This window comes from Pseudomonas sp. PDM20, assembly GCF_014852575.3.
Classification (GTDB): Bacteria; Pseudomonadota; Gammaproteobacteria; order Pseudomonadales; family Pseudomonadaceae; genus Pseudomonas.
In genome coordinates, this window is the sequence record NZ_CM181224.1 from 3,592,634 (window position 1) to 3,611,239 (window position 18,606).

The 18,606-nt window shown below is 67.7% G+C and carries 18 protein-coding genes and 1 riboswitch; of the genes, 13 read left to right on the plus strand and 5 right to left on the minus strand.

The features are described from left to right. Positions 1 to 97: 97 nt before the first annotated feature. The 11 genes from IB261_RS16450 to IB261_RS16500 all read left to right on the plus strand — a co-directional run bounded on the left by IB261_RS16450 (position 98) and on the right by IB261_RS16500 (position 9,958). Complete coding sequence (locus IB261_RS16450) at positions 98 to 1,267, plus strand: MFS transporter (protein ID WP_192223628.1); 1,170 nt, start codon at positions 98 to 100, stop codon at positions 1,265 to 1,267. A gap of 222 nt (positions 1,268 to 1,489) precedes the next feature. After that, positions 1,490 to 1,594, plus strand: a riboswitch (guanidine-I (ykkC/yxkD leader). Between the two features lie 44 nt (positions 1,595 to 1,638). Further along, a complete protein-coding gene (locus IB261_RS16455; protein ID WP_225594992.1) occupies positions 1,639 to 2,646 on the plus strand; it encodes an ABC transporter substrate-binding protein in 1,008 nt (335 codons plus the stop codon). A gap of 54 nt (positions 2,647 to 2,700) precedes the next feature. Continuing rightward, positions 2,701 to 3,723, plus strand: coding sequence for a fatty acid desaturase family protein (locus IB261_RS16460; protein ID WP_192382595.1), 1,023 nt, complete (start codon positions 2,701 to 2,703; stop codon positions 3,721 to 3,723). Positions 3,724 to 3,725: 2 nt separating this feature from the next. Further along, positions 3,726 to 4,499 carry an SDR family NAD(P)-dependent oxidoreductase gene (locus tag IB261_RS16465; protein WP_192382596.1) on the plus strand — a complete coding sequence of 258 codons (774 nt, stop codon included), beginning with the start codon at positions 3,726 to 3,728 and terminating at the stop codon, positions 4,497 to 4,499. After that, the gene (locus IB261_RS16470) at positions 4,499 to 5,248 is read left to right on the plus strand and encodes an SDR family NAD(P)-dependent oxidoreductase (RefSeq protein WP_192382597.1); all 750 of its coding nucleotides are present in this window, start codon (positions 4,499 to 4,501) and stop codon (positions 5,246 to 5,248) included. Before IB261_RS16465 ends, IB261_RS16470 begins: the two co-directional genes overlap by 1 nt. Beyond that, a complete protein-coding gene (locus IB261_RS16475; protein WP_192382598.1) occupies positions 5,248 to 6,129 on the plus strand; it encodes a DMT family transporter in 882 nt (293 codons plus the stop codon). Before IB261_RS16470 ends, IB261_RS16475 begins: the two co-directional genes overlap by 1 nt. After that, positions 6,126 to 6,890, plus strand: a complete 765-nt coding sequence (locus tag IB261_RS16480) for a creatininase (RefSeq protein ID WP_192296329.1) — start codon at positions 6,126 to 6,128, stop codon at positions 6,888 to 6,890. The genes IB261_RS16475 and IB261_RS16480 overlap by 4 nt, the downstream gene beginning before the upstream one ends. A 23-nt stretch (positions 6,891 to 6,913) precedes the next feature. Next, on the plus strand, positions 6,914 to 7,525 hold the full coding sequence (locus IB261_RS16485; protein WP_081520572.1) for a cysteine hydrolase family protein: 612 nt from the start codon (positions 6,914 to 6,916) through the stop codon (positions 7,523 to 7,525). Then, the gene (locus IB261_RS16490; protein ID WP_081520521.1) at positions 7,513 to 8,280 is read left to right on the plus strand and encodes a hypothetical protein; all 768 of its coding nucleotides are present in this window, start codon (positions 7,513 to 7,515) and stop codon (positions 8,278 to 8,280) included. The genes IB261_RS16485 and IB261_RS16490 overlap by 13 nt, the downstream gene beginning before the upstream one ends. Next, complete coding sequence (locus IB261_RS16495) at positions 8,277 to 9,107, plus strand: ABC transporter permease (protein WP_081520522.1); 831 nt, start codon at positions 8,277 to 8,279, stop codon at positions 9,105 to 9,107. The genes IB261_RS16490 and IB261_RS16495 overlap by 4 nt, the downstream gene beginning before the upstream one ends. Before the next feature lie 5 nt (positions 9,108 to 9,112). Next, complete coding sequence (locus IB261_RS16500) at positions 9,113 to 9,958, plus strand: ABC transporter ATP-binding protein (protein WP_081520523.1); 846 nt, start codon at positions 9,113 to 9,115, stop codon at positions 9,956 to 9,958. Between the two features lie 201 nt (positions 9,959 to 10,159). Here IB261_RS16500 and putA read toward each other — a convergent pair whose 3' ends face one another. Together putA and IB261_RS16510 are read right to left on the minus strand one after the other, a co-directional pair. After that, the gene (gene putA / locus IB261_RS16505) at positions 10,160 to 14,098 is read right to left on the minus strand and encodes a trifunctional transcriptional regulator/proline dehydrogenase/L-glutamate gamma-semialdehyde dehydrogenase (protein WP_192382599.1); all 3,939 of its coding nucleotides are present in this window, start codon (positions 14,096 to 14,098) and stop codon (positions 10,160 to 10,162) included. A 399-nt stretch (positions 14,099 to 14,497) separates the two neighbouring features. Continuing rightward, complete coding sequence (locus IB261_RS16510; protein WP_081520525.1) at positions 14,498 to 14,821, minus strand: winged helix-turn-helix transcriptional regulator; 324 nt, start codon at positions 14,819 to 14,821, stop codon at positions 14,498 to 14,500. A 109-nt stretch (positions 14,822 to 14,930) separates the two neighbouring features. Here IB261_RS16510 and gstA point away from each other — a divergent pair, with 109 nt between their 5' ends. Together gstA and IB261_RS16520 are read left to right on the plus strand one after the other, a co-directional pair. Next, the gene (gene gstA / locus IB261_RS16515) at positions 14,931 to 15,539 is read left to right on the plus strand and encodes a glutathione transferase GstA (RefSeq protein WP_192223635.1); all 609 of its coding nucleotides are present in this window, start codon (positions 14,931 to 14,933) and stop codon (positions 15,537 to 15,539) included. A 128-nt stretch (positions 15,540 to 15,667) separates the two neighbouring features. Further along, positions 15,668 to 16,072: a hypothetical protein gene (locus tag IB261_RS16520; RefSeq protein WP_081520527.1), complete on the plus strand. Its 405-nt coding sequence runs from the start codon at positions 15,668 to 15,670 to the stop codon at positions 16,070 to 16,072. Positions 16,073 to 16,320: 248 nt separating this feature from the next. Here the strand turns inward: IB261_RS16520 and IB261_RS16525 are convergent, their stop codons facing one another. The 3 genes from IB261_RS16525 to IB261_RS16535 form a co-directional block, all read right to left on the minus strand. Next, a complete protein-coding gene (locus IB261_RS16525; protein ID WP_192382600.1) occupies positions 16,321 to 17,430 on the minus strand; it encodes an alkene reductase in 1,110 nt (369 codons plus the stop codon). A 200-nt stretch (positions 17,431 to 17,630) separates the two neighbouring features. Next, the gene (locus IB261_RS16530; protein ID WP_225606065.1) at positions 17,631 to 17,942 is read right to left on the minus strand and encodes a DUF2388 domain-containing protein; all 312 of its coding nucleotides are present in this window, start codon (positions 17,940 to 17,942) and stop codon (positions 17,631 to 17,633) included. Then, positions 17,936 to 18,385, minus strand: coding sequence for a GNAT family N-acetyltransferase (locus IB261_RS16535; protein ID WP_192382601.1), 450 nt, complete (start codon positions 18,383 to 18,385; stop codon positions 17,936 to 17,938). The genes IB261_RS16530 and IB261_RS16535 overlap by 7 nt, the downstream gene beginning before the upstream one ends. Positions 18,386 to 18,606 lie beyond the last annotated feature (221 nt).

An 18,606-nucleotide genomic window follows, 5' to 3' on the forward strand; every position in this document is an offset into this window, starting at 1 on the left:
ATTTCCGCATTCCGATTCCGCCCTCCGGTAAGCGCCGGCGGGCTCGTTCGCATGTGTTCGCCCTACGGCCTGAGCGCCGGGGCAAGAGAAGGTTTCCATGAATACCCCAAGCCCCCTCAACAAACCGCTTCTCGCGGTGCTGCTGTTCGCCGTCTCCATCGTCGGCCTGAGCCTGGGCGCGACTTTGCCGCTGGTAGCGCTGCGCCTGCTGGACAACGGCGCCAGCGCGCTGCAGATCGGCGTCCTGTCGGCGGTGCCAGCGGCCGGCATGATCCTCGCCGCCACCCTGGTGGACCGCGCCTGCCAGCTGATGAGCCGGCGCCGCCTGTACCTGCTGTGCTTCGTGCTGTGTACCGCGAGCACCGCAGCCATCGAATTCAGCAGCCACTCCCTCTGGCTGCTGGCGGCGGCACGCCTGGCACTGGGCGTCGGCATGGGCATCGCGATCATCCTCGGCGAAGCCTGGGTCAACGAGCTGTGCGGCGAGAAGAACCGCGGCACCATCGTGGCCCTCTATGCCACCAGCTTCACCGCCTTCCAGCTGCTCGGCCCGACACTGGTGGCGCTGCTCGGCGCGCAGACGCCCTGGGTGGTGCTGCTGGTCAGCGCAGGGCACCTGATCGCCCTGGCCACCGTGGCCTTCGCCATGCCCGAGGAAGGCATTCACGAACATGTCGAGGAGCCGCGCAGCTTCTCCCTGGCCGGTTTCCTGCGGGTGGCTCCTGCGCTGTGCATGGGCGTGCTGTTCTTCTCTTTCTTCGACAGCGTGGTGCTCTCGCTCTTCCCCGTTTACGCCTCCAGTCACGGCTACGCGGTGGGCATCGCTGCGTTCATGGCGACGGTGATCCTGCTCGGCGACATGCTCTGCCAGCTGCCGCTGGGCTGGCTGTCCGACCGCCTCGACCGGCCCACCCTGCACCTTGCCTGCGGCGTCGCGGCAATGTTGATCGGCCTCGCCCTGCCCTGGCTGATCAGCCAGCCGGCGCTGCTGTGGCCGGCGCTGATGCTACTGGGCGCAGTGGCCGGTGGCGTCTACACCCTGGCACTGGTGCTGATCGGCCAGCGCTTCCGCGGCCGAGACCTGGTCACCGCCAACGCCGCTGCCGGCATGCTGTGGGGCGTCGGCAGCCTGCTCGGGCCGCTGCTCAGCGGCAGCCTGATGGACCTCGGCCCGCAAGGCGTGCCGGTCGCACTGGCGCTCGCCGCCGGGCTGTTCGTGGCCACGGCTGCCGCCTCACTGCGGCGCACCGCCCTGCGCACCGCCTGATGCCTCAATAGAAGGCAAGGCGCATCGACTTGGTGCCGGCCATGGCCCGGCCGGCACCCGCCCTGCACCGGGGATTTCCGCTAAGCGATTGAAATCCCCGGCGGTTTTGGGGGTTTCGGAAAAGCTGGCATTTCAATTGCTCTGTCCCCTGCAACGGGATGCATCACCCACGGCAAGGTAGCCACCGGGTGGGCGAACGCTGCAAGGCACACTGGAGTTGCACCACAGGCGAACTAGGGTTCCGGTCTTTCGCAAGAAAGGCGTCTGGTCCGAGAGTTTTCCGGCCCTAGGGACAGGGCTACACGGCGGGAGAAAAGCCCGGGAGACGTGATGTCATCCCGTGCCGATTTCCAACCGTTAGGAGCAATGCCATGACCATGCCGCTTTCCCTGCGTTCCCTGCGCAAGACCCTGCTCGGTGCCTGTCTGCTTGCTGCCGCCGGGGTCGTGCCGCTGACGCTCCAGGCCGCCGAGAAGCTCAAGATCGGCACCGTCGTCTGGGCCGGCTACGCGCCCTTCTACGTCGCCGACAAGCTCGACCTCTACAAGCCCCACGGGCTGAAGGTGGAGCTGCAGTTCTTCAACGATCCGGCGCTGATCCCCACCGCCATGACCGGCGGCGCCCTCGACGGCGGCATGCTCACCTACGACCAGGTGGTCGGCGGTGTCGCCAAGGGGCAGCCGTACCGCGTGGTGATGCCCATCGATTTCTCCAACGGCGGGGACGCCATCGTCGCCGACAAGTCGATCAAGTCGGTCGCCGATTTCAAGGGCAGGAAGATCGGCTTCAACCCGCTCTCGCCATCCGATTTCCTGCTCGCCTACGCGCTCAAGAGCCACGGCCTGAGCGACAAGGACATCAACCCGGTGAACATGACGCCCGAAGGCATCCCCGGCGCCATGGCCTCCGGCAGCCTGCCGGTGGGCGTGACGTACGAGCCCAACGTCTCGCAGATCCTCGGCATGCCCGGCGACAAGTTCCACGTCGTGTATTCCTCCAAGGACGCGCCGGGGCTGATCACCGACGTGCTGGTGTTCAACCAGGAGGTCATCGGCAAACGCCAGAAGGCGATCAGCGCGATGATCCAGGGTTACGTCGACGGTCTGGCCTACATGAAGGCGCACCCGGACGAGTCCGCCGAGATCATCGGCAAGGTGCTGGGCGTCAGCGCCGCCGAGGCCAAGGAGCAGATGGCCGGGGTCTACAACATCCCGCTGGCGGAAATGAACAGGAACTTCGAGAAATCCGACGCTACCAGCTCCTTCTTCGGCAGCGGCGCGGTGATCGCCCAGTTGCTCAAGGACAACAGTCAGATTCCGGCGATACCCGACTTCGCCCAGACCTTCGACGCGCAGTTCGTCCAGGCCCTCGCCCAGTAAGGCACCCACCCACCGTTCCCGCCGGGAGGGCGGGAACGCCTACGGAGGTTCTTCATGTCCGCGTCCCTGTACCGCTACGCCGATGGCCGACTGCCCAACAGCCTGGCCCTGGCCTACGCCTTCGGTGGCTACGCCGCCGGCTTCGCCCTGCTGTTCGCCGACAACTGGCTGCTCAATGCCGCCGGCACCCTGCTGCTGGGCCACGCGATGATAGTCGCGGCCTACCTGATCCATGAGTTCGCCCACGGCACCATCTTCGCCAAGCCGGCGCACAACACCTGGGCCGGCGAGGCCTGCAGCTGGCTCTGCGGCAGCTGCTACGCGGGCTTTCAGGACCTGCGCCGCAAGCACATGCGCCACCACGTCGACCGCGCCGACGTGATCACCTTCGACACCAAGGCCTTCCTCGCACGCAGCCCTCGCTGGGTGCGCGCCGTGGTGCTGGCCGCCGAGTGGGCCTACGTACCGGCGGTGGAGCTGATCATGCATTACTACGTGATCCTCCTGCCCTTCATCACCGACAACCCGCGCCACCGCGCCAACCGCCGCCGTGTGGCGCTGACCCTGCTGGTGCGCGGCGCGTTGTTCGGCGTGGTCGCCGCCGTGTCGTTCAAGGCGCTGCTGCTCTACTTCGTCGCCTGGACGCTGATGATCATCGTGCTGCGCTTCACCGACGCCTACCAGCACACCTACGACGCCTTCGCGGTGCTGGAGGACGGCGGCAAGATTCCCGACGACAAGTCCCGCGACCGCACCTACGAGCAGATGAACACCTTCTCCAACGTGGTCTCGGTGCGCTGGCCGGTGCTCGACCTGCTGCTGCTCAACTTCGCCTACCACAACGCCCACCACGAGAAACCCGTGGCGCCCTGGTACCGCCTGCGCAAGCTGCACCACGAACTGTACGGCGACGGCTACGCCCAGGTGCTGCCGATGCACCTGCTGTTCAAGGGCTTCCACCAGCACCGCCTGCGCCGCGTGGTGGACGACAACTACGGCGAGGTCGCGCCCGCGGGCAACGACCGCGCGGACGGCTTCTATGGCGCTGTGGGCGTCTCCTTCCTGACGGCGGTCTGAGCATGATCGACTACCGGGGCAAGCGCGTCCTCATCACCGGCGCCGCCAGCGGCATCGGCAAGGGCCTGGCGCGGGCGTTCGCCGAACAGGGCGCGACGCTGGAGCTGCTCGACCGCAACACCGAGGCGCTGCAAGGCGTGGCGGACGGGCTGACAGCACTGTGCGACCTGCGCACCGCCACCCTCGACCTGGGCGACAGCGACGCCATCGCCGCCTTTGCCGACAGCCGCCAGGGCGCTGCGCTCGACGTGCTGATCAACAACGCCGGCGTGGAGTACGCCACGCCGCTGGAGGGCGGCAACGCCGAGACCGACCAGCGCTGGCAGGCATTGCTGGACAACAACGTCGCCTCGATGCTGCGCCTCACCCGCGCCCTGCTGCCGCAACTGCACGCCGGCAGTTGCGTGATCAACCAGGCATCGATCTGGGGCCTGAAAGGCGTGCCGGGCTTCTCCGCCTATGTCGCCAGCAAGCACGCGGTGATCGGCCTGACCCGCTCGCTGGCGTGGGAACTGGGGCCAAGGCGCGTTCGCGTCAACGCCGTGTGCCCCGGCTGGATCGCCACCGAAGCTGCAATGCGTTCTCTGCGGGTGATGGCCGAGGCCAACGGCCGCAGCGAGAGCGACGAGCTGGCGCAGATCCTCGCCGCCCAGGCGGTGCCGGAGCTGCTCACGCCGGCTGATCTCGCCGGCACCTTCCTGTTCCTCGGCAGCACACTGGCCAGCGCCATTACCGGTCAGGCGCTGTCGGTCAGCCATGGTGAGGTGATGCACTGATGAAACCGCTCGCAGGACAGACCGCCCTGGTCACCGGCGCCACCCAGGGCATCGGCCGGGCCATCGCCCTGGCGCTGGCGGGAGCCGGCGCGCAGGTGTGGATCAACCACCTCGACCAGCCGGAAGCTGCCACCGCGCTGGTAGCGCGCATCGCCTCCAGCGGGGGGCGCGCCTATGCCGTACAGGCCGACGTCGCGGAGCCGGAACAGGTCGCCGAGATGTTCACCCGCGTGCTCGCCGAAGGCGAGCTGGACATCCTGGTGAACAACGCCGGGATCATCCTGGAAAAGCCCTTCCTCGATACCAGCGAAGACGACTGGGCGAACCTGCTCGGCGTCGACCTGCACGCTGTCTACCGCTGCTGCCGCCATGCCCTGATGCACATGCAGGCGCGCGGCAGCGGCAGCATTGTCAACATTGCCTCGGAGCTGGGCCAGCTCGGCCGCGAACGCTACGCCGCGTACTGCGCCGCCAAGGCCGGGGTGATCGGCCTGACCAAGGCGCTGGCGCGGGAGTTCGCCCCGCACATCCGCATCAACGGCGTGGCGCCGGGCCCGGTGGAGACACCGATGGTCTCGGTCGAGCACATGAGCGAGGCGATGATCGCCCGCGAAACCGCCATCCCCGCCGGCCGCCTCGGCCAGCCGGAGGAGATCGCCGCGGCGGTGCTGTTCCTCGTCTCGCCCGGCGCGAGCTTCTTCCACGGACAGATACTCGGCGCCAATGGCGGCGCCTGGATGGGCGGCTGATGCGCGCGGAAATCGTCCTGCTGCTGGGCGCCGCCATCTGGGGCCTGGGCTGGATGCCCCTGGCGCACTTCGCCGGCCAGGGCCTTGCCGGCATGCCGCTGGTACTTTGCACCTACGGGCTGCTCTGCACACTGGCCGTGCCGCTGGTACTGAGCCAGCGCCGGCAGTGGTGGCCGCAACGCGGCGCCCTGCTCGCCATCGGCCTGTTCGGCGGCTGGGCCACGGCCGGGCTGGTGGCGGCGCTCTCCGAGGGCGACGTGGTGCGCGCCATGCTGTTGTTCTATCTCGCGCCGGTCTGGGGCCTGGGCCTGCTCGGTGGCCGGCTGCTGTTCGGCGAACGCCTGACGCCTACGCGACTCGGCGCCCTCGCGCTGGCCATGCTCGGCATTGCCCTGACCCTCGGCATCAGCCACGACACCTTCCGCCCGCTGGCCGCCAGCGACTGGCTGGCGCTCTCCGCCGGCTTCGCCTTCGCCCTCAACAACCTGGCCACCCGCGCCGCCGAGCAGGTCCCGCTGGCCAGCAAGGCAGTGGGCGGTTTCATCGGTAGCGCCGTTCTGGGCGGCCTGTTCTGCCTGCTGCAAGGCACACCGCTGCCTGCCCTCGACGACCACCAATGGCTGCAACTGGCCGGCTTCGGGCTGTTCTGGCTGGCCGCCATGGGAGCTGCGCAATATGGTTTCAGCCATGTCGAGGCGAGCCGCGCCTCGGTGCTGGTGGTGATCGAACTGCTGGTCGCCGTACTCACCGCCGCGTGGTTCGGCGACCGCGAACTGGGCCTGCGCGAATGGCTCGGCGGCTCCCTGGTTCTGGCGGCGGCGCTGATCGCCGCGCGCCCCTCTCCTGACCTTTCCCCCACTCTCTGCGAGGCCGAAACATGACTGTCCGCATGGACCAGCTCAGCTGGGTCGAATACGCGCGCCGGGTGCGCGAGCAATCCCCCGTGGTCTTCCTGCCCTGCGGCGCCACCGAGCAGCACGGCCCGCACCTGCCACTGGGCACCGATGCACTGCTGGCCAGTGCGCTGTGCGAAGACGTCGCCCGCCAGGTCGACGGTCTGGTCGCGCCCGCCCTGTCCTACGGCTACAAGTCCCAGCCCAAGTGCGGCGGCGGCCAGCACTTCTGCGGCACCACCAGCCTCGACGGGCAGACCCTGATCGCCCTGGTGCGCGACGCCGTGCGCGAGTTCGCCCGCCACGGCGTCACCCGCCTGGTGCTGGTGGACGGGCACTACGAGAACCAATGGTTCGTCACCGAGGGCATCCAGCTCGCGCTGCGTGAGCTGGGGCCTTCCAGCCCGCTGGAAGTGATGCGCCTGGAGCACTGGGACTTCTGCAGCGAAGCCACGCTGAACGACGTATTCCCCGACGGCTTCCCCGGCTTCGCCCTGGAGCACGCGGCGGTGATCGAGACCTCGCTGATGCTGCACTACCTGCCTAGCCTGGTGCGCCTGGACCTGATCCCCGACGATGGCCCGGCCGACTTCCCGCCCTACGACATGTACCCCAGCCGCACCGAGTGGGTGCCGCCCTCGGGCGTGCTGTCCTCGGCGCGCGGTTCCAGCGCCGACAAGGGCCTGCGCATGGCGAAGGACATCGTAAAAGGCATCGCCGCTGCGGTACGCAAGGAGTTCGGGCTGTGAGCGTCGCCCTGATCGTCATCGACATGCAGCGCGACTTCTGTGCCCCCGGCGGCTACGCCGACCAGGCCGGGCTGGAGATCGGCCGCCTGCGCGCGCCGATCCCGGCCATCTCGCGCCTGCTGGACAGCGCCCGCGCCCTGGGCCTGCTGGTAGTGCACACCCGCGAAGGGCACCGCCCCGACCTCACCGACCTGCACGAGAGCAAGCGCCGCCGTGCCGAACAGGCCGGCGCGCCCATCGGCGCACGCGGCCCGCTGGGGCGGCTGCTGGTGCGTGGTGAGTATGGTCACGACCTGATTGACGAACTGCGCCCGCTGGCCGACGAGCCGGTGATCGACAAACCGGGCTACAGCGCCTTCGCTTACACCGACCTGGACCTGCTGCTGCGTCGGCGCGGCATCGGCCACCTGGTGCTCTGCGGCGTGACCACCGAAGTGTGCGTTTCTTCCACCCAGCGCGCGGCGGTGGAGCTGGGCTACGCCTGTACGCTGGTGAGCGATGCCTGCGGCTCGCCGAGCGCCGAGCTGCACGCCGCCGCCCTGGCCATGGTCGAGGTGGAAGGCGGGCTGTTCGGTCGCGTACTGGACAGCCGTTCCGTGCTCGCCGAATGGGAGGAAAACGCATGCCTGGCCTGAACACTTCCGCAGTACCGTCCGCCTACCTCGGCGTCTGGCAGCGCACCCTGCTGACCACCACCGGCGGAACGCATGACACCAGCACCCGCGTGTACTGGCTACAGACCGAGCGTCTGTTCGCCGACCTGCGCATTCCACTGCCCGCCCCCGAAACGCCCGAAGCACTGGCGAACCAGGCCGGTTTTGCAGGCCTCACCGAAATCACTGGCGATATCTGCCAGTGGCACCGCGCAATCGACTTCCAGCCGCCCAATGGCGGCGAGGACATCGGCCGCATGCACTTCGTGGACAGCGAAAAGGTGCTGGAGGACGGCCTGGACGGCAGCTACCACGAAGTCTGGGAGCGCCTGCCCGAGTCGCTCGGGCGCAACCGTGGCACCTGGCTGCTCGGAGCGGACGGCCGTCAGGGCTGCCTGCTGCTGGCCGGCGACTGCTTCCTGTTCGCCGCCGGGCGGCGCCTGCCGCTGCCCCACGCACCATCGCTGGCCGCACTGCTCGACAGCGACACCCCCGAGCTGCTGGATTTCGAACTGAGCTTTGGCCGCCACCAGGGTGGCGTAGCCCCCTGGCGCATCGAACTGAGCACCCTGCCGGCGCGTATTGGCGCCCGGCTGTTGCCCAGCGATGCCGATCCCGACCACCCCGAACTGCTGCGCGACGCCCACTGGCTCAACAGCCTCGGCGCCACCCCGCCCGCCGGTGGCTGGCAAGCCTGCGAGCTGCCCCTGTACCCCGATGAGGAGGTGACGCCATGACCGCCCACCAGCCCCTGCCCCGCCCTGTCGCGCAGCCCGCCAGCCAGCGCTGGTGGGTGATCCGCGGCGAACTGCCACGCAGCGCCGTCTGGACCCTGGCCGCAGCCGGCCTGCTGCTGCCGTTGCTGCTCTGGTGGGCCTACAGCGCCGCCGGATTGGCCAACCCGATGTTCTTCCCCGGCCCGGACGCCGTGCTCAAGCGCATCGGTCACTGGTGGGGCGACGAAGGCCTGCTGGGCGATATCGCCATCAGCGTCTGGCGGGTCATGGCCGGCTTCCTCGCCTCGGCGGTGATCGCCCTGCCGCTGGGCCTGTACATCGGCACCTACCGCCCGGTTCAAGCCTTCCTCGAACCGCTCACCGACTTCATTCGCTACATGCCGGCGGTGGCCTTCATCCCGCTGGTGATGCTCTGGGTCGGCATCGACGAAGGCTCCAAGGTACTGATCATCTTCATCGGCACCTTCTTCCAGATGGTGCTGATGGTCGCCGAGGATGTGCGCCGCGTGCCCATGGCGCAGATCGAGGCAGCGCAGACCATGGGCGCCAGCCGCGCCGAGACCATCCGCCTGGTGGTGCTGCCCTCGGCGCGCCCTGCGCTGCTCGACACCCTGCGCATCACCTGCGGCTGGGCCTGGACCTACCTGGTGGTGGCCGAGCTGGTCGCCGCCAACTCCGGTCTGGGCTACGCCATCCTGCGCGCCCAGCGCTACATGCAGACCGACAAGATCTTTGCCGGCATCCTGCTGATCGGCGTCATCGGCCTGCTCACCGACCAGGCGTTCCGCTGGCTCGGCCGGGTCGCCTTCCCCTGGATGAAGAGGTAAGCCTGATGAGCCAGAACAAGATCGCCATCCGCCACGTCGACAAGGTCTTCAGCAGCCAGGGCCGGCACGTACAGGCGCTGCAGGATGTGAACCTGGAGATTCGCGCCAACGAGTTCGTCACCTTCGTCGGCGCCTCGGGCTGCGGCAAGTCCACCCTGTTGCGCAGCATCGGCGGGCTGGAGCGCCACAGCGGCGGCGAAATCCTCGTCGATGGCCGTGCCGTGAACGGCCCCGGCATCGACCGCGCCATGGTCTTCCAGCACTACAGCCTGTACCCCTGGCTGCGGGTGATGGAGAACATCAAGTTCTGCCGCCGGCTCAAGGTGGTGTCCGACACCGTGCGCGGCGATGCCGACGTGGAGGTCGCCAGCGGCCGCGCCGATGCGCTGCTCAACCTGATGGGCCTGTCGGCCTTCGCCCAGGCCTACCCCAGCCAGCTGTCCGGCGGCATGCAGCAACGGGTGGCGATCGCCCGCGCGCTGATGCCCAAGCCGCAGATTCTGCTGATGGACGAGCCTTTCGGAGCGCTGGACGCGCAGACCCGCGAGGTGATGCACGACCTGATCCGCCATGTGCATCGCCTGGAGAACAGCACCATCCTGTTCGTCACCCACGACGTCGACGAGGCGATCTACCTGGGTGGCCGCGTGGTGCTGATGGCGCCGCGCCCCGGTCGCATCGACAGCGTCTACGAGGTGCCGCTGCCGGCCGAGCGCAACCAGGACATGAAGATGGCCCCCGAATTCATCGCCCTGAAGAAGGAAATCCTCGCGCGCATCCGCGAGACCTCGGGCATGAGCACTGACTTGGAACTGCTGGAGCAGCTGACCCGCACTGCGGCGCCGGTCTGAGTCGGCAGGAAAGGAATCGGCGGAGCGGATAGCCCCGCCGTTGTGCCGGGCGCTGGCCCGAGACGGATTGCGCAGGAAGCGCGAGAGTAACGGCCTGCCGGGAGCGGGTAGCTCCGCCCAAGGGCTGGCAGGCCGGTTGGCCGCGGCAAGCGGCCGTAAGACTGGCCGGAAGCGCCCGGTAAGGCGCTTCCGGCACCGTCATCAGCCGATGGTCATCAGGCTGGCGTTGCCGCCGGCAGCGGCGGTGTTGACGCTCAGGGCACGCTCGATCAGCAGGCGTTCCAGCGGGATGTCGGTTTCCCCGCGGTTCAGCCCGGTGACGCCGACGATGGCGCCCTTGCGCTTGCTCGCCTGTTCGCAGACTGCACGCAGCTGGTCGGAGTCGCCGTGGTGCAGGATGGCGTCGAACACCTTGTCGGTCGCGCTCCAGTCGGCGACCAGCTCGATGCGCTGGGCGACTTCCTTGGGCAGTTCCTTGACCACAGCGGCATTGGACTCGGCCACCAGCGGACGGCTGCCGACGTTGAGCACGGCGGCCAGCTGGGCCAGCAGGTCGGCGCGGTCTTCCGCCAGGCACAGCACATGCTCGCGCGGCAGCAGGGTGTAGGTGTTGCGCTCGCCGGTCGGGCCGGTGAGTACCTGCTGGGTGAAGCTCTGCGCCAATTCACCGTAGCCACCGAGCAGGGTCGCCAGGGCAGCGTCCTGCTGCCCTGCCCACTTGGTCAGCGCGTCCACGGCCTGCTGGGCATCCTTCGGACGCGGCAGCGCCTGGGCGCCGTCGCCCTTGAGCTGGTTGGCCACGGCATCCTGCGGACGGGTCGACAGCAGGCGATACAGGTACAGCGGGCCGCCGGCCTTCGGACCGGTGCCGGACAGGCCCTCACCACCGAAGGGCTGCACGCCGACCACGGCGCCAACCACGTTGCGGTTCACGTAGAGGTTGCCGACATGGGCGGTGCCCACCACCTGGGCGATGGTCTCGTCGATGCGGGTGTGTACGCCCAGGGTCAGGCCGTAGCCGGATTCGTTGATCTGCGCGAGCAGCTGGTCCAGGTCGGCGCGCTGGTAGCGCACCACGTGCAGCACCGGGCCGAAGATTTCACGCTTGAGCTCGCTGAAGCTGTCCAGCTCGATCAGGGTGGGCACGACGAAGGTGCCGCGCTTGATTTCCTCGGCATCCACGCGAGCACTCTGGAAGACCTTGCGGCCTTTGTCGCGCATCGTCTGGATGTGCTTGTCGATGTTGCCCTTGGCTTCCTCGTCGATCACCGGACCGATGTCGGTGTGCAGGCGCTCCGGCGCACCGACGCGGTACTCGGCCATGGCGCCCTTGAGCATCTGCACCACGCGGTCGGCGGCGTCTTCCTGCACGCACAGCACGCGCAGCGCGGAGCAGCGCTGGCCGGCGCTGTCGAACGCGGAGTTGACCACGTCCACCACCACCTGCTCGGCCAGTGCCGAGGAGTCGACGATCATCGCGTTGAGGCCGCCGGTTTCGGCGATCAGCGGGATGGTGCGGCCCTGGGCGTCGAGGCGGCCAGCGATGTTGCGCTGGAGGATGCCGGCCACTTCGGTGGAGCCGGTGAACATCACGCCACGCACGCGCTCGTCGCCCACCAGGCGGGCGCCGACGGTTTCACCACGGCCCGGCAGCAGCTGCACGGCGCCGGCGGGTACGCCGGCTTCCAGCAGGATGCGCACGGCTTGCGCGGCGATCAGCGGAGTCTGCTCGGCGGGCTTGGCCAGCACGGTGTTGCCGGCTGCCAGGGCGGCGGCCACCTGGCCGCTGAAGATCGCCAGCGGGAAGTTCCACGGGCTGATGCACACCACCGGGCCCAGCGGGCGGTGGCTGTCGTTGGCGAAGTGGGTGCTGGCCTGGGCGCCGTAGTAGCGCAGGAAGTCCACCGCCTCGCGCACTTCGGCGATGGCGTTGGCGAAGGTCTTGCCCGATTCACGCACCAGTACGCCCATCAGCGACTGGATCTCGGCTTCCATCAGGTCGGCGGCACGCTGCAGGATGGCGCCGCGCTCGGCCGGCTGGGTCGATTGCCAGATCTGCGCGCTGGACAGCGCACCGAGGATGGCGTTGTTCACATCGGCTTCGCTGGCTTCCCGCACGTGGCCCACCACGTCGCGCAGGTCGGCCGGGTTGCGTACCGGCTGCGGCTCGCCGGGCGCGGCATCGGCCAGGCCCAGCATCGGCTCGGCGACATAGGCGTGGTTGGTGCTCGACAGCAGCGCCGAGGACAGCGAACCCAGGCGGTGCTCGTTGGCCAGGTCGATGCCGGCGGAGTTCAGGCGACTGTCGCCATAGAGGTCGCGCGGCAGCGGGATGCGCGGGTGCGGCAGGCCCAGGGTGCCTTCCTGCGCGGCCATCTGCTCGACCTGCAGCACCGGGTCGAGCACCAGGTCCTGGAGGGAGATGCTGTGGTCGGCAATGCGGTTGACGAAGGAGGTGTTGGCGCCGTTTTCCAGCAGGCGGCGAACGAGATACGCCAGCAGGGTTTCATGGCTGCCCACCGGGGCGTAGATGCGGCACGGACGGTTGAACTTGCCGTCGGCGACCTTGCCCACCACCTGCTCGTAGAGCGGCTCGCCCATGCCGTGCAGGCACTGGAACTCGTACTGGCCCGGGTAGTAGTTCTGCCCGGCCAGCTGGTAGATGGCCGACAGCGAGTGGGCGTTGTGGGTGGCGAACTGCGGGTAGATGGATTCCGGCACGGCCAGCAGCTTGCGCGCGCAGGCCAGGTAGGACACGTCGGTGTAAGGCTTGCGGGTGTAGACCGGATAGCCTTCCAGGCCGTTGACCTGGGCCAGCTTGATCTCGCTGTCCCAGTAGGCGCCCTTCACCAGGCGGATCATCAGGCGGTGGCGGCTGCGCTTGGCCAGGTCGATGACGTAGTCGATCACGTACGGGCAGCGCTTCTGGTAGGCCTGGATGACGAAGCCGATGCCGTTCCAGCCGGCCAGCGACGGCTCGAAGCACAGGCGTTCGAGCAGGTCGAGGGAGATTTCCAGGCGGTCGGCTTCCTCGGCGTCGATGTTGATGCCGATGTCGTAGTCGCGGGCCATCTTCACCAGGCCGAGCACGGTCGGGTACAGCTCGTCCATCACGCGGTCGTACTGCGCGCGGCTGTAGCGCGGGTGCAGCGCGGAGAGCTTGATCGAGATGCCCGGGCCTTCGTAGATGCCACGGCCGTGGGAGGCCTTGCCGATGGCATGGATCGCCTGCTCGTAGGAAGCCAGGTAGCGCTTGGCGTCGTCAAAGGTCAGCGCCGCTTCGCCGAGCATGTCGTAGGAGTAGCGGAAGCCGCGGGACTCCATGTTGGCCGCATTGGCCAGGGCTTCGGCGATGGTTTCGCCGGTGACGAACTGCTCGCCCATCAGGCGCATGGCCATGTCCACGCCCTTGCGGATCAGCGGCTCGCCGGACTTGCCGATGATGCGGTTGAGCGACGAGGACATGCCGGCTTCGGTGTGGGTCGCCACCAGCTTGCCGGTGATCAGCAGGCCCCAGGAGGCGGCGTTGACGAACATCGACGGGCTCTGGCCCAGGTGCTGGCTCCAGTTGCCGTTGCTGATCTTGTCGCGGATCAGCGCGTCACGGGTGGCCTTGTCCGGGATACGCAGCAGCGCCTCGGCCAGGCACATCAGCGCCACACCTTCCTGCGACGACAGCGAGAACTCCTGCAGCAGACCCTGCACCAGGCCCTGACGGCCACCGGCGTTCTTCTGGTTACGCAGCTTCTCGGCGATGCCCAGTGCCATCTTGCTGGCGGCGCCGGCCTGCTCTTTCGGCAGGCGGGCAAGGTCCAGCAGCATCGGCAGCGCTTCGGTTTCCGGGCGGCGGTAGGCGGCGGTGATGGCCGCACGCAGCACGGACTGCGGCAGGATGCTTTCGGCGAAATCGAGGAAGAGCTGCAACCCTTGTTCGTTCAGCGAATCCAGCGACTCCTCGCCCGCCGCCGCTGCCAGGCCGGATTGTTCGGCCGGGGTCAGCCCACCTTCCACCTGCTCCAGGTAGGAGAAGATGGCCTGCTTGATCAGCCAGTGCGGGGTACGGTCGAGTTGCTGGGCAGCCAGCTTGAGGCGCTCGCGGGTGGCGTCGTCGAGCTTCACGCCAAGGGTGGTGGTGGCCATGGGGCTTCCTGTTGTTAGAAGGTTTGCCTGAAAACGGCGCAAGGTTATACCGCCGATTCTCAAGGTGCAACCAGGTGCAACCCAATAAAAACAAGCCGTTGGTCGTACGCGCAGATCCGGTGCAACCGGTGACATTTCCCACACACGGCGCTACCAAACGGAGCACGGCCACGGGCTCGCCCGGCTGCAACCCGCAGGGGCTGGCTGGACGGCAGGAAGAAAGCAGTGTTCGTGCCAGGGCTGGAAAAGGTGCAACCCGAAATTCGCAGGGGAACACCCTGTAGGAGCGAGCCATGCTTGCGATCGGCCGGCACGGCCTGCGCTGGCAGCGGCACAACCGCCAGCGGTAGCGGCGAAGCGCGCCTTCAGCAGCGTTCCGTGGGGCCTGGCGCCCCCGTCCTACAGCTCCGGACGGGCCTTGAGCCAGAGGCCGAAGGTCTTGATCACCTCGACCACCGGCCGCAGCCGGTCGCCGTCATCGCTCAGGCAGTACTCCACGCGCGGCGGAACCTCGGGATACACGGTGCGAGTCACCAGCCCCGCCTCTTCCAGCGCACGCAGCTCGGCGGTCAGCACCCGCTGGGAAATCTCCGGCATGTCACGGCGCAACTCGTTGAAGCGCTTGCTGCCGTCGAGCAGGTAAGACACCAGCAACAGCCGCCAGCGACCACCGATCACCCGCATGGCTTCCTCGACCGAGCAGCCCGAAACGTTCTTCTTCATCTTTGCTTCCCGGTAACCTTTTTGTGCCCAGCGCACAAAAAAGTGCGTTCTTACGCGCCGCATCGGGGTCGGGAATACTGGCCGCCCATTTCCGACCAGAGTCCGCCCGATGAAGCTCTACTTCGCCCCCAACGCCTGCTCCCTCGCCCCGCACATCGTACTGCGCGAGCTGGGCCTGCCATTCTCGCTGGTGCGCGTGAACAACCAGACCAAGCGCACCGCCGACGGCGCCGACTTCTACCGGATCAACCCGAAAGGCTATGTCGCGGCGCTGGAGCTGGAAGACGGCACGGTGCTGACCGAGGGCGCGGCGATTCTACAGTACCTCGCTGACCTGCAGCCCGAGGCTGGCCTTGCGCCGGTCAACGGCAGCCTGGCGCGCACACAGTTGCAGGCCCAGCTGAACTTCATCGGCAGCGAGTTGCATGCCGGCATGAGCCCGCTGTTCAGCAGCGAGATTCCGGACGAAGTGAAGGCCTTGCTGCGGGGCAAGCTGGCGAAGCGTCTGGGCTACATGGAGCAGGTGCTGTCGGAAAGCGGGCATGCGTTTGGCGACCGGTTCACTGTCGCCGACGCCTACCTGTTCACCGTACTGGGTTGGTCGGATCACCTGAAAGTCGATCTCTCCCCCTTCCCTGCGACCCGCCGTTTCCTCGAAGTGATCGGAGCACGGAAGACCGTCATCGAGGCGCTTCGGGCGGAGGCTGAATCCGCCTGACGGAGCGACAGCGACCGCTCGGCGGAAATCCACCCGATACATCGTGAAAGCCGCGTGTTCCGTGGTCCATCACTCAACCCCGGCCGCCCGCAGGCCGGGCATCGTGCAATCAGCACAGGAGACCATGGATGAGCGATGACCCCGAGAGTTTCGCCAATGCCTACCAGAGTGCCCTGGTGGAGGTGGCCCTGCCGGCCTTCGCCCGCGCCAGCGAATTCGCCCGCGAACACGGTCTGGAATGCAGCGTTGAGTTGCTCGATGGCCGCCGCGACCTGCCGGAGTTGAGCCTGAAGGTCCGCCACTCCTGCTACGACGCCGAGTGCGTCTGCCGTATCAGCGCCGACCCGCAGACCCAGCGCCTGTGCCACGAGAACCGCTGCGGCGAGACCGAAGCCGACGTACAGCAGGTGATCGGCTCGCTGGCCTCGCTCAACGAGCTGGTGCTGGACACCCGGTTGCTGGAGTTCTTCCAGAGCTCCTTCGCCCTGCACCTGGACTACGCCTCCAGCCGGCACGCGGGAGGCTTCTGGTAATCCGTCGCGCAAGAACGAGGAAGCCCCTTGCCCGGATTACGGGCAAGGGGCTTTTTGCTGGACGCGATCAGTCTTCGAGTTTCTACTCTGGCGCCGCCGGGCCATCGACATGGATGCCGGTGAACAGGGCGCCTGCGTCGTGTCAGTGATGGCCTCCGGAGTGAAGGCTCCGAACCACACCGCGCGCACGCCCTCAGCATCCATCGCGCCCTGCGCGCCAGTGCAAGAGCCGGAGACGATGATGCAGGTCAGGCAGTCAGGCGCGGGTAATCGGTGAGGCCGTGGGCGCCGCCGCCGAACAGGGTTTCGCGCTGATGCGTGTTGAGCGGTGCGCCCAGGCGCAGGCGTTCGGGCAGGTCCGGGTTGGCAACGAAGGGCCGGCCAAAGGCGATCAGGTCCGCCCAGCCTTCATTCAGCGCGGCGGTCGCGCGCTCGGCGGTGTATTTGCCGGCATAGATCAGCGCGCCGGGGAACACTTCGCGCAGGCGGCGCTTGAACTCCAGCGGCATGTGCGGGGCATCGTCCCAGTCGGCTTCGGCGATGTGGATGTAGCCCACGCCGATCTCGCCCAGCAGGCGCGCGGCGGCCAGGTAGGTGGTTTCCGGGTCGGCATCGGAACAGCCGTTCAGGGTGGTCAGCGGGGCCAGGCGGATACCGACGCGGCTCTTGTCGCCGGTGCCTTCCACCAGCGCCTGGGCCACTTCAGCGAGGAAGCGCAGGCGGTTCTCCAGCGAGCCGCCGTACTGGTCGGTGCGGTCGTTGGCGTTGGAGTCGATGAACTGGTTGACCAGGTAGCCGTTGGCGGCGTGCAACTCGACACCGTCGAAACCGGCGGCCATGGCGTTGCGCGCGGCCTGGCGGTACTCGTCAACGATGACCTGGATTTCCTCCACCTTCAGCGCGCGGGGCTTCGAGGCCTGGACGAAACCGGGAGTGCCGTCGCTCTCGGCGACGAACACATTGACGCCCTCAGCCTGCATCGCCGAGGAAGACACCGGCGACTGGCCGTCGAGCAGGCTGATGTGGCTGAGCCGGCCGACGTGCCAGAGCTGGGCGAAGATGCGCCCGCCGGCGGCATGCACCGCCTGGGTGACCTTGCGCCAGCCGGCGACCTGGGCCGGGGTGTGGATGCCCGGCGTCCAGGCGTAGCCCTTGCCCAGCGGAGAAATCCAGGTGCCCTCGCTGACGATCAGGCCGGCGCCGGCGCGCTGGGCGTAGTACTCGGCCATCAGCTCGTTGGGCACATCACCCGGCTGGCTGGCGCGGGAGCGGGTCATCGGCGGCATGACGATGCGGTTGGGCAGCTCGAGCCCACCCAGGGAATAGGACTGGAACAGCGGGGATGCGTTGGTGGTCATGGCGGAACTCCTTCAGCGACAAGAGGCGCGATCGGGAAGTCCGTGGGGGCCTTGGTGCAGCGCCGCGAACCACTCGATCGTTCGAATGGAAAGCAGTCTGCGGGCTTTTCCGACGGGGATTAAGACGCCGTTTCGGCAAAATCAATTGATTCCAGCTCACGAATGCAAGCCGAATTGCCTGTCTGGGAGCGGAGAATCCTTCAGCCCTGGCTGGCAATGGCCTGGGCTACCTGCTGGTCACTCAAGGGTGATTGCGGGTGCTCGCTGCGGTACAGGCGCAGGGCTTGTTCGAGTTGGGCGCCATGAATCTGCCCGGCCGAAGCGACGTACGCCAGTGCATCGTCGCGAGCCTGCTGATAGGCGCGTGGCGCCTGGCTGCTGGACTCGCTGACGGCGGCCGTGCCGAGGCTGGTGCCGACGGTGAAGTGATCCGAGGAGTTGCCCTTGCCATCCATGGCAGCGGCGGGGCCGGCAATGGCGAGCAGCAGAACGGCAGCGGCTTTCTTCAGCATCCGCAGACCGCCGGACGCGCGGTCCAGCCCATGCGCGTCTCGGGATGCCCGGTGTGTTCGTCCTTGCGCTCCTCCAGCACCTCGAAACCGTGCCGCTGGTAGAACGCCACGGCGCCGGCATTGGCCGAATAGACCGCCAGTTCCAGCATCGGCAGGTGAATCTTGGCGTCGCTCAGCAGGTGCGAGCCCAGCCCTTGGCCCTGGCACTCGGGGGCAACGAACAGGGCGGCCAGTGCGCCGTCGTGCAGGCTGTAGAAGCCAATCACGCAGCCGTCGCTCTCGACGACGCGCGACGCGGCAGCAGGCAGGTAGACGTCGCGCATGTCCTGCAGGCGCTGCTGCCAGAAATCGGTATCGATGAAATTGTGGGCCTGCTGCGAAGCGCGCAGCCAGATATCCAGCACCCGGTCCATGTCGTCATCGCGAAAGTCACGGATCTGCATCGGAGTCGTCTCCCGGTCTTTTTAAGTGCTCATGGCGTGGCGGGCGGCATCCTCGCACAAGCGATCACCCCTGCGCTCCCCCGCGCACTGCCACCAATCGTCGCACCTGCGCAGCCTCCAACAATGGCAAAAAAGAGCCGGCGAGCGACCCTTGCACTCAAGCACGCCCGAGGCAAACCGTCAGGTTCCACTCATCCGAATCAGTGAACGACCGGCGGTCT

Bases quoted from the DNA above. Each gene is read 5' to 3' on its own strand.
- IB261_RS16450 (WP_192223628.1), top strand. From the start codon at position 98: ATGAATACCCCAAGCCCCCTCAACAAACCGCTTCTCGCGGTGCTGCTG.
- IB261_RS16455 (WP_225594992.1), top strand. From the start codon at position 1,639: ATGACCATGCCGCTTTCCCTGCGTTCCCTGCGCAAGACCCTGCTCGGT.
- IB261_RS16460 (WP_192382595.1), top strand. From the start codon at position 2,701: ATGTCCGCGTCCCTGTACCGCTACGCCGATGGCCGACTGCCCAACAGC.
- IB261_RS16465 (WP_192382596.1), top strand. From the start codon at position 3,726: ATGATCGACTACCGGGGCAAGCGCGTCCTCATCACCGGCGCCGCCAGC.
- IB261_RS16470 (WP_192382597.1), top strand. From the start codon at position 4,499: ATGAAACCGCTCGCAGGACAGACCGCCCTGGTCACCGGCGCCACCCAG.
- IB261_RS16475 (WP_192382598.1), top strand. From the start codon at position 5,248: ATGCGCGCGGAAATCGTCCTGCTGCTGGGCGCCGCCATCTGGGGCCTG.
- IB261_RS16480 (WP_192296329.1), top strand. From the start codon at position 6,126: ATGACTGTCCGCATGGACCAGCTCAGCTGGGTCGAATACGCGCGCCGG.
- IB261_RS16485 (WP_081520572.1), top strand. From the start codon at position 6,914: ATGCAGCGCGACTTCTGTGCCCCCGGCGGCTACGCCGACCAGGCCGGG.
- IB261_RS16490 (WP_081520521.1), top strand. From the start codon at position 7,513: ATGCCTGGCCTGAACACTTCCGCAGTACCGTCCGCCTACCTCGGCGTC.
- IB261_RS16495 (WP_081520522.1), top strand. From the start codon at position 8,277: ATGACCGCCCACCAGCCCCTGCCCCGCCCTGTCGCGCAGCCCGCCAGC.
- IB261_RS16500 (WP_081520523.1), top strand. From the start codon at position 9,113: ATGAGCCAGAACAAGATCGCCATCCGCCACGTCGACAAGGTCTTCAGC.
- putA (WP_192382599.1), bottom strand. From the start codon at position 14,098: ATGGCCACCACCACCCTTGGCGTGAAGCTCGACGACGCCACCCGCGAG.
- IB261_RS16510 (WP_081520525.1), bottom strand. From the start codon at position 14,821: ATGAAGAAGAACGTTTCGGGCTGCTCGGTCGAGGAAGCCATGCGGGTG.
- gstA (WP_192223635.1), top strand. From the start codon at position 14,931: ATGAAGCTCTACTTCGCCCCCAACGCCTGCTCCCTCGCCCCGCACATC.
- IB261_RS16520 (WP_081520527.1), top strand. From the start codon at position 15,668: ATGAGCGATGACCCCGAGAGTTTCGCCAATGCCTACCAGAGTGCCCTG.
- IB261_RS16525 (WP_192382600.1), bottom strand. From the start codon at position 17,430: ATGACCACCAACGCATCCCCGCTGTTCCAGTCCTATTCCCTGGGTGGG.
- IB261_RS16530 (WP_225606065.1), bottom strand. From the start codon at position 17,942: ATGCTGAAGAAAGCCGCTGCCGTTCTGCTGCTCGCCATTGCCGGCCCC.
- IB261_RS16535 (WP_192382601.1), bottom strand. From the start codon at position 18,385: ATGCAGATCCGTGACTTTCGCGATGACGACATGGACCGGGTGCTGGAT.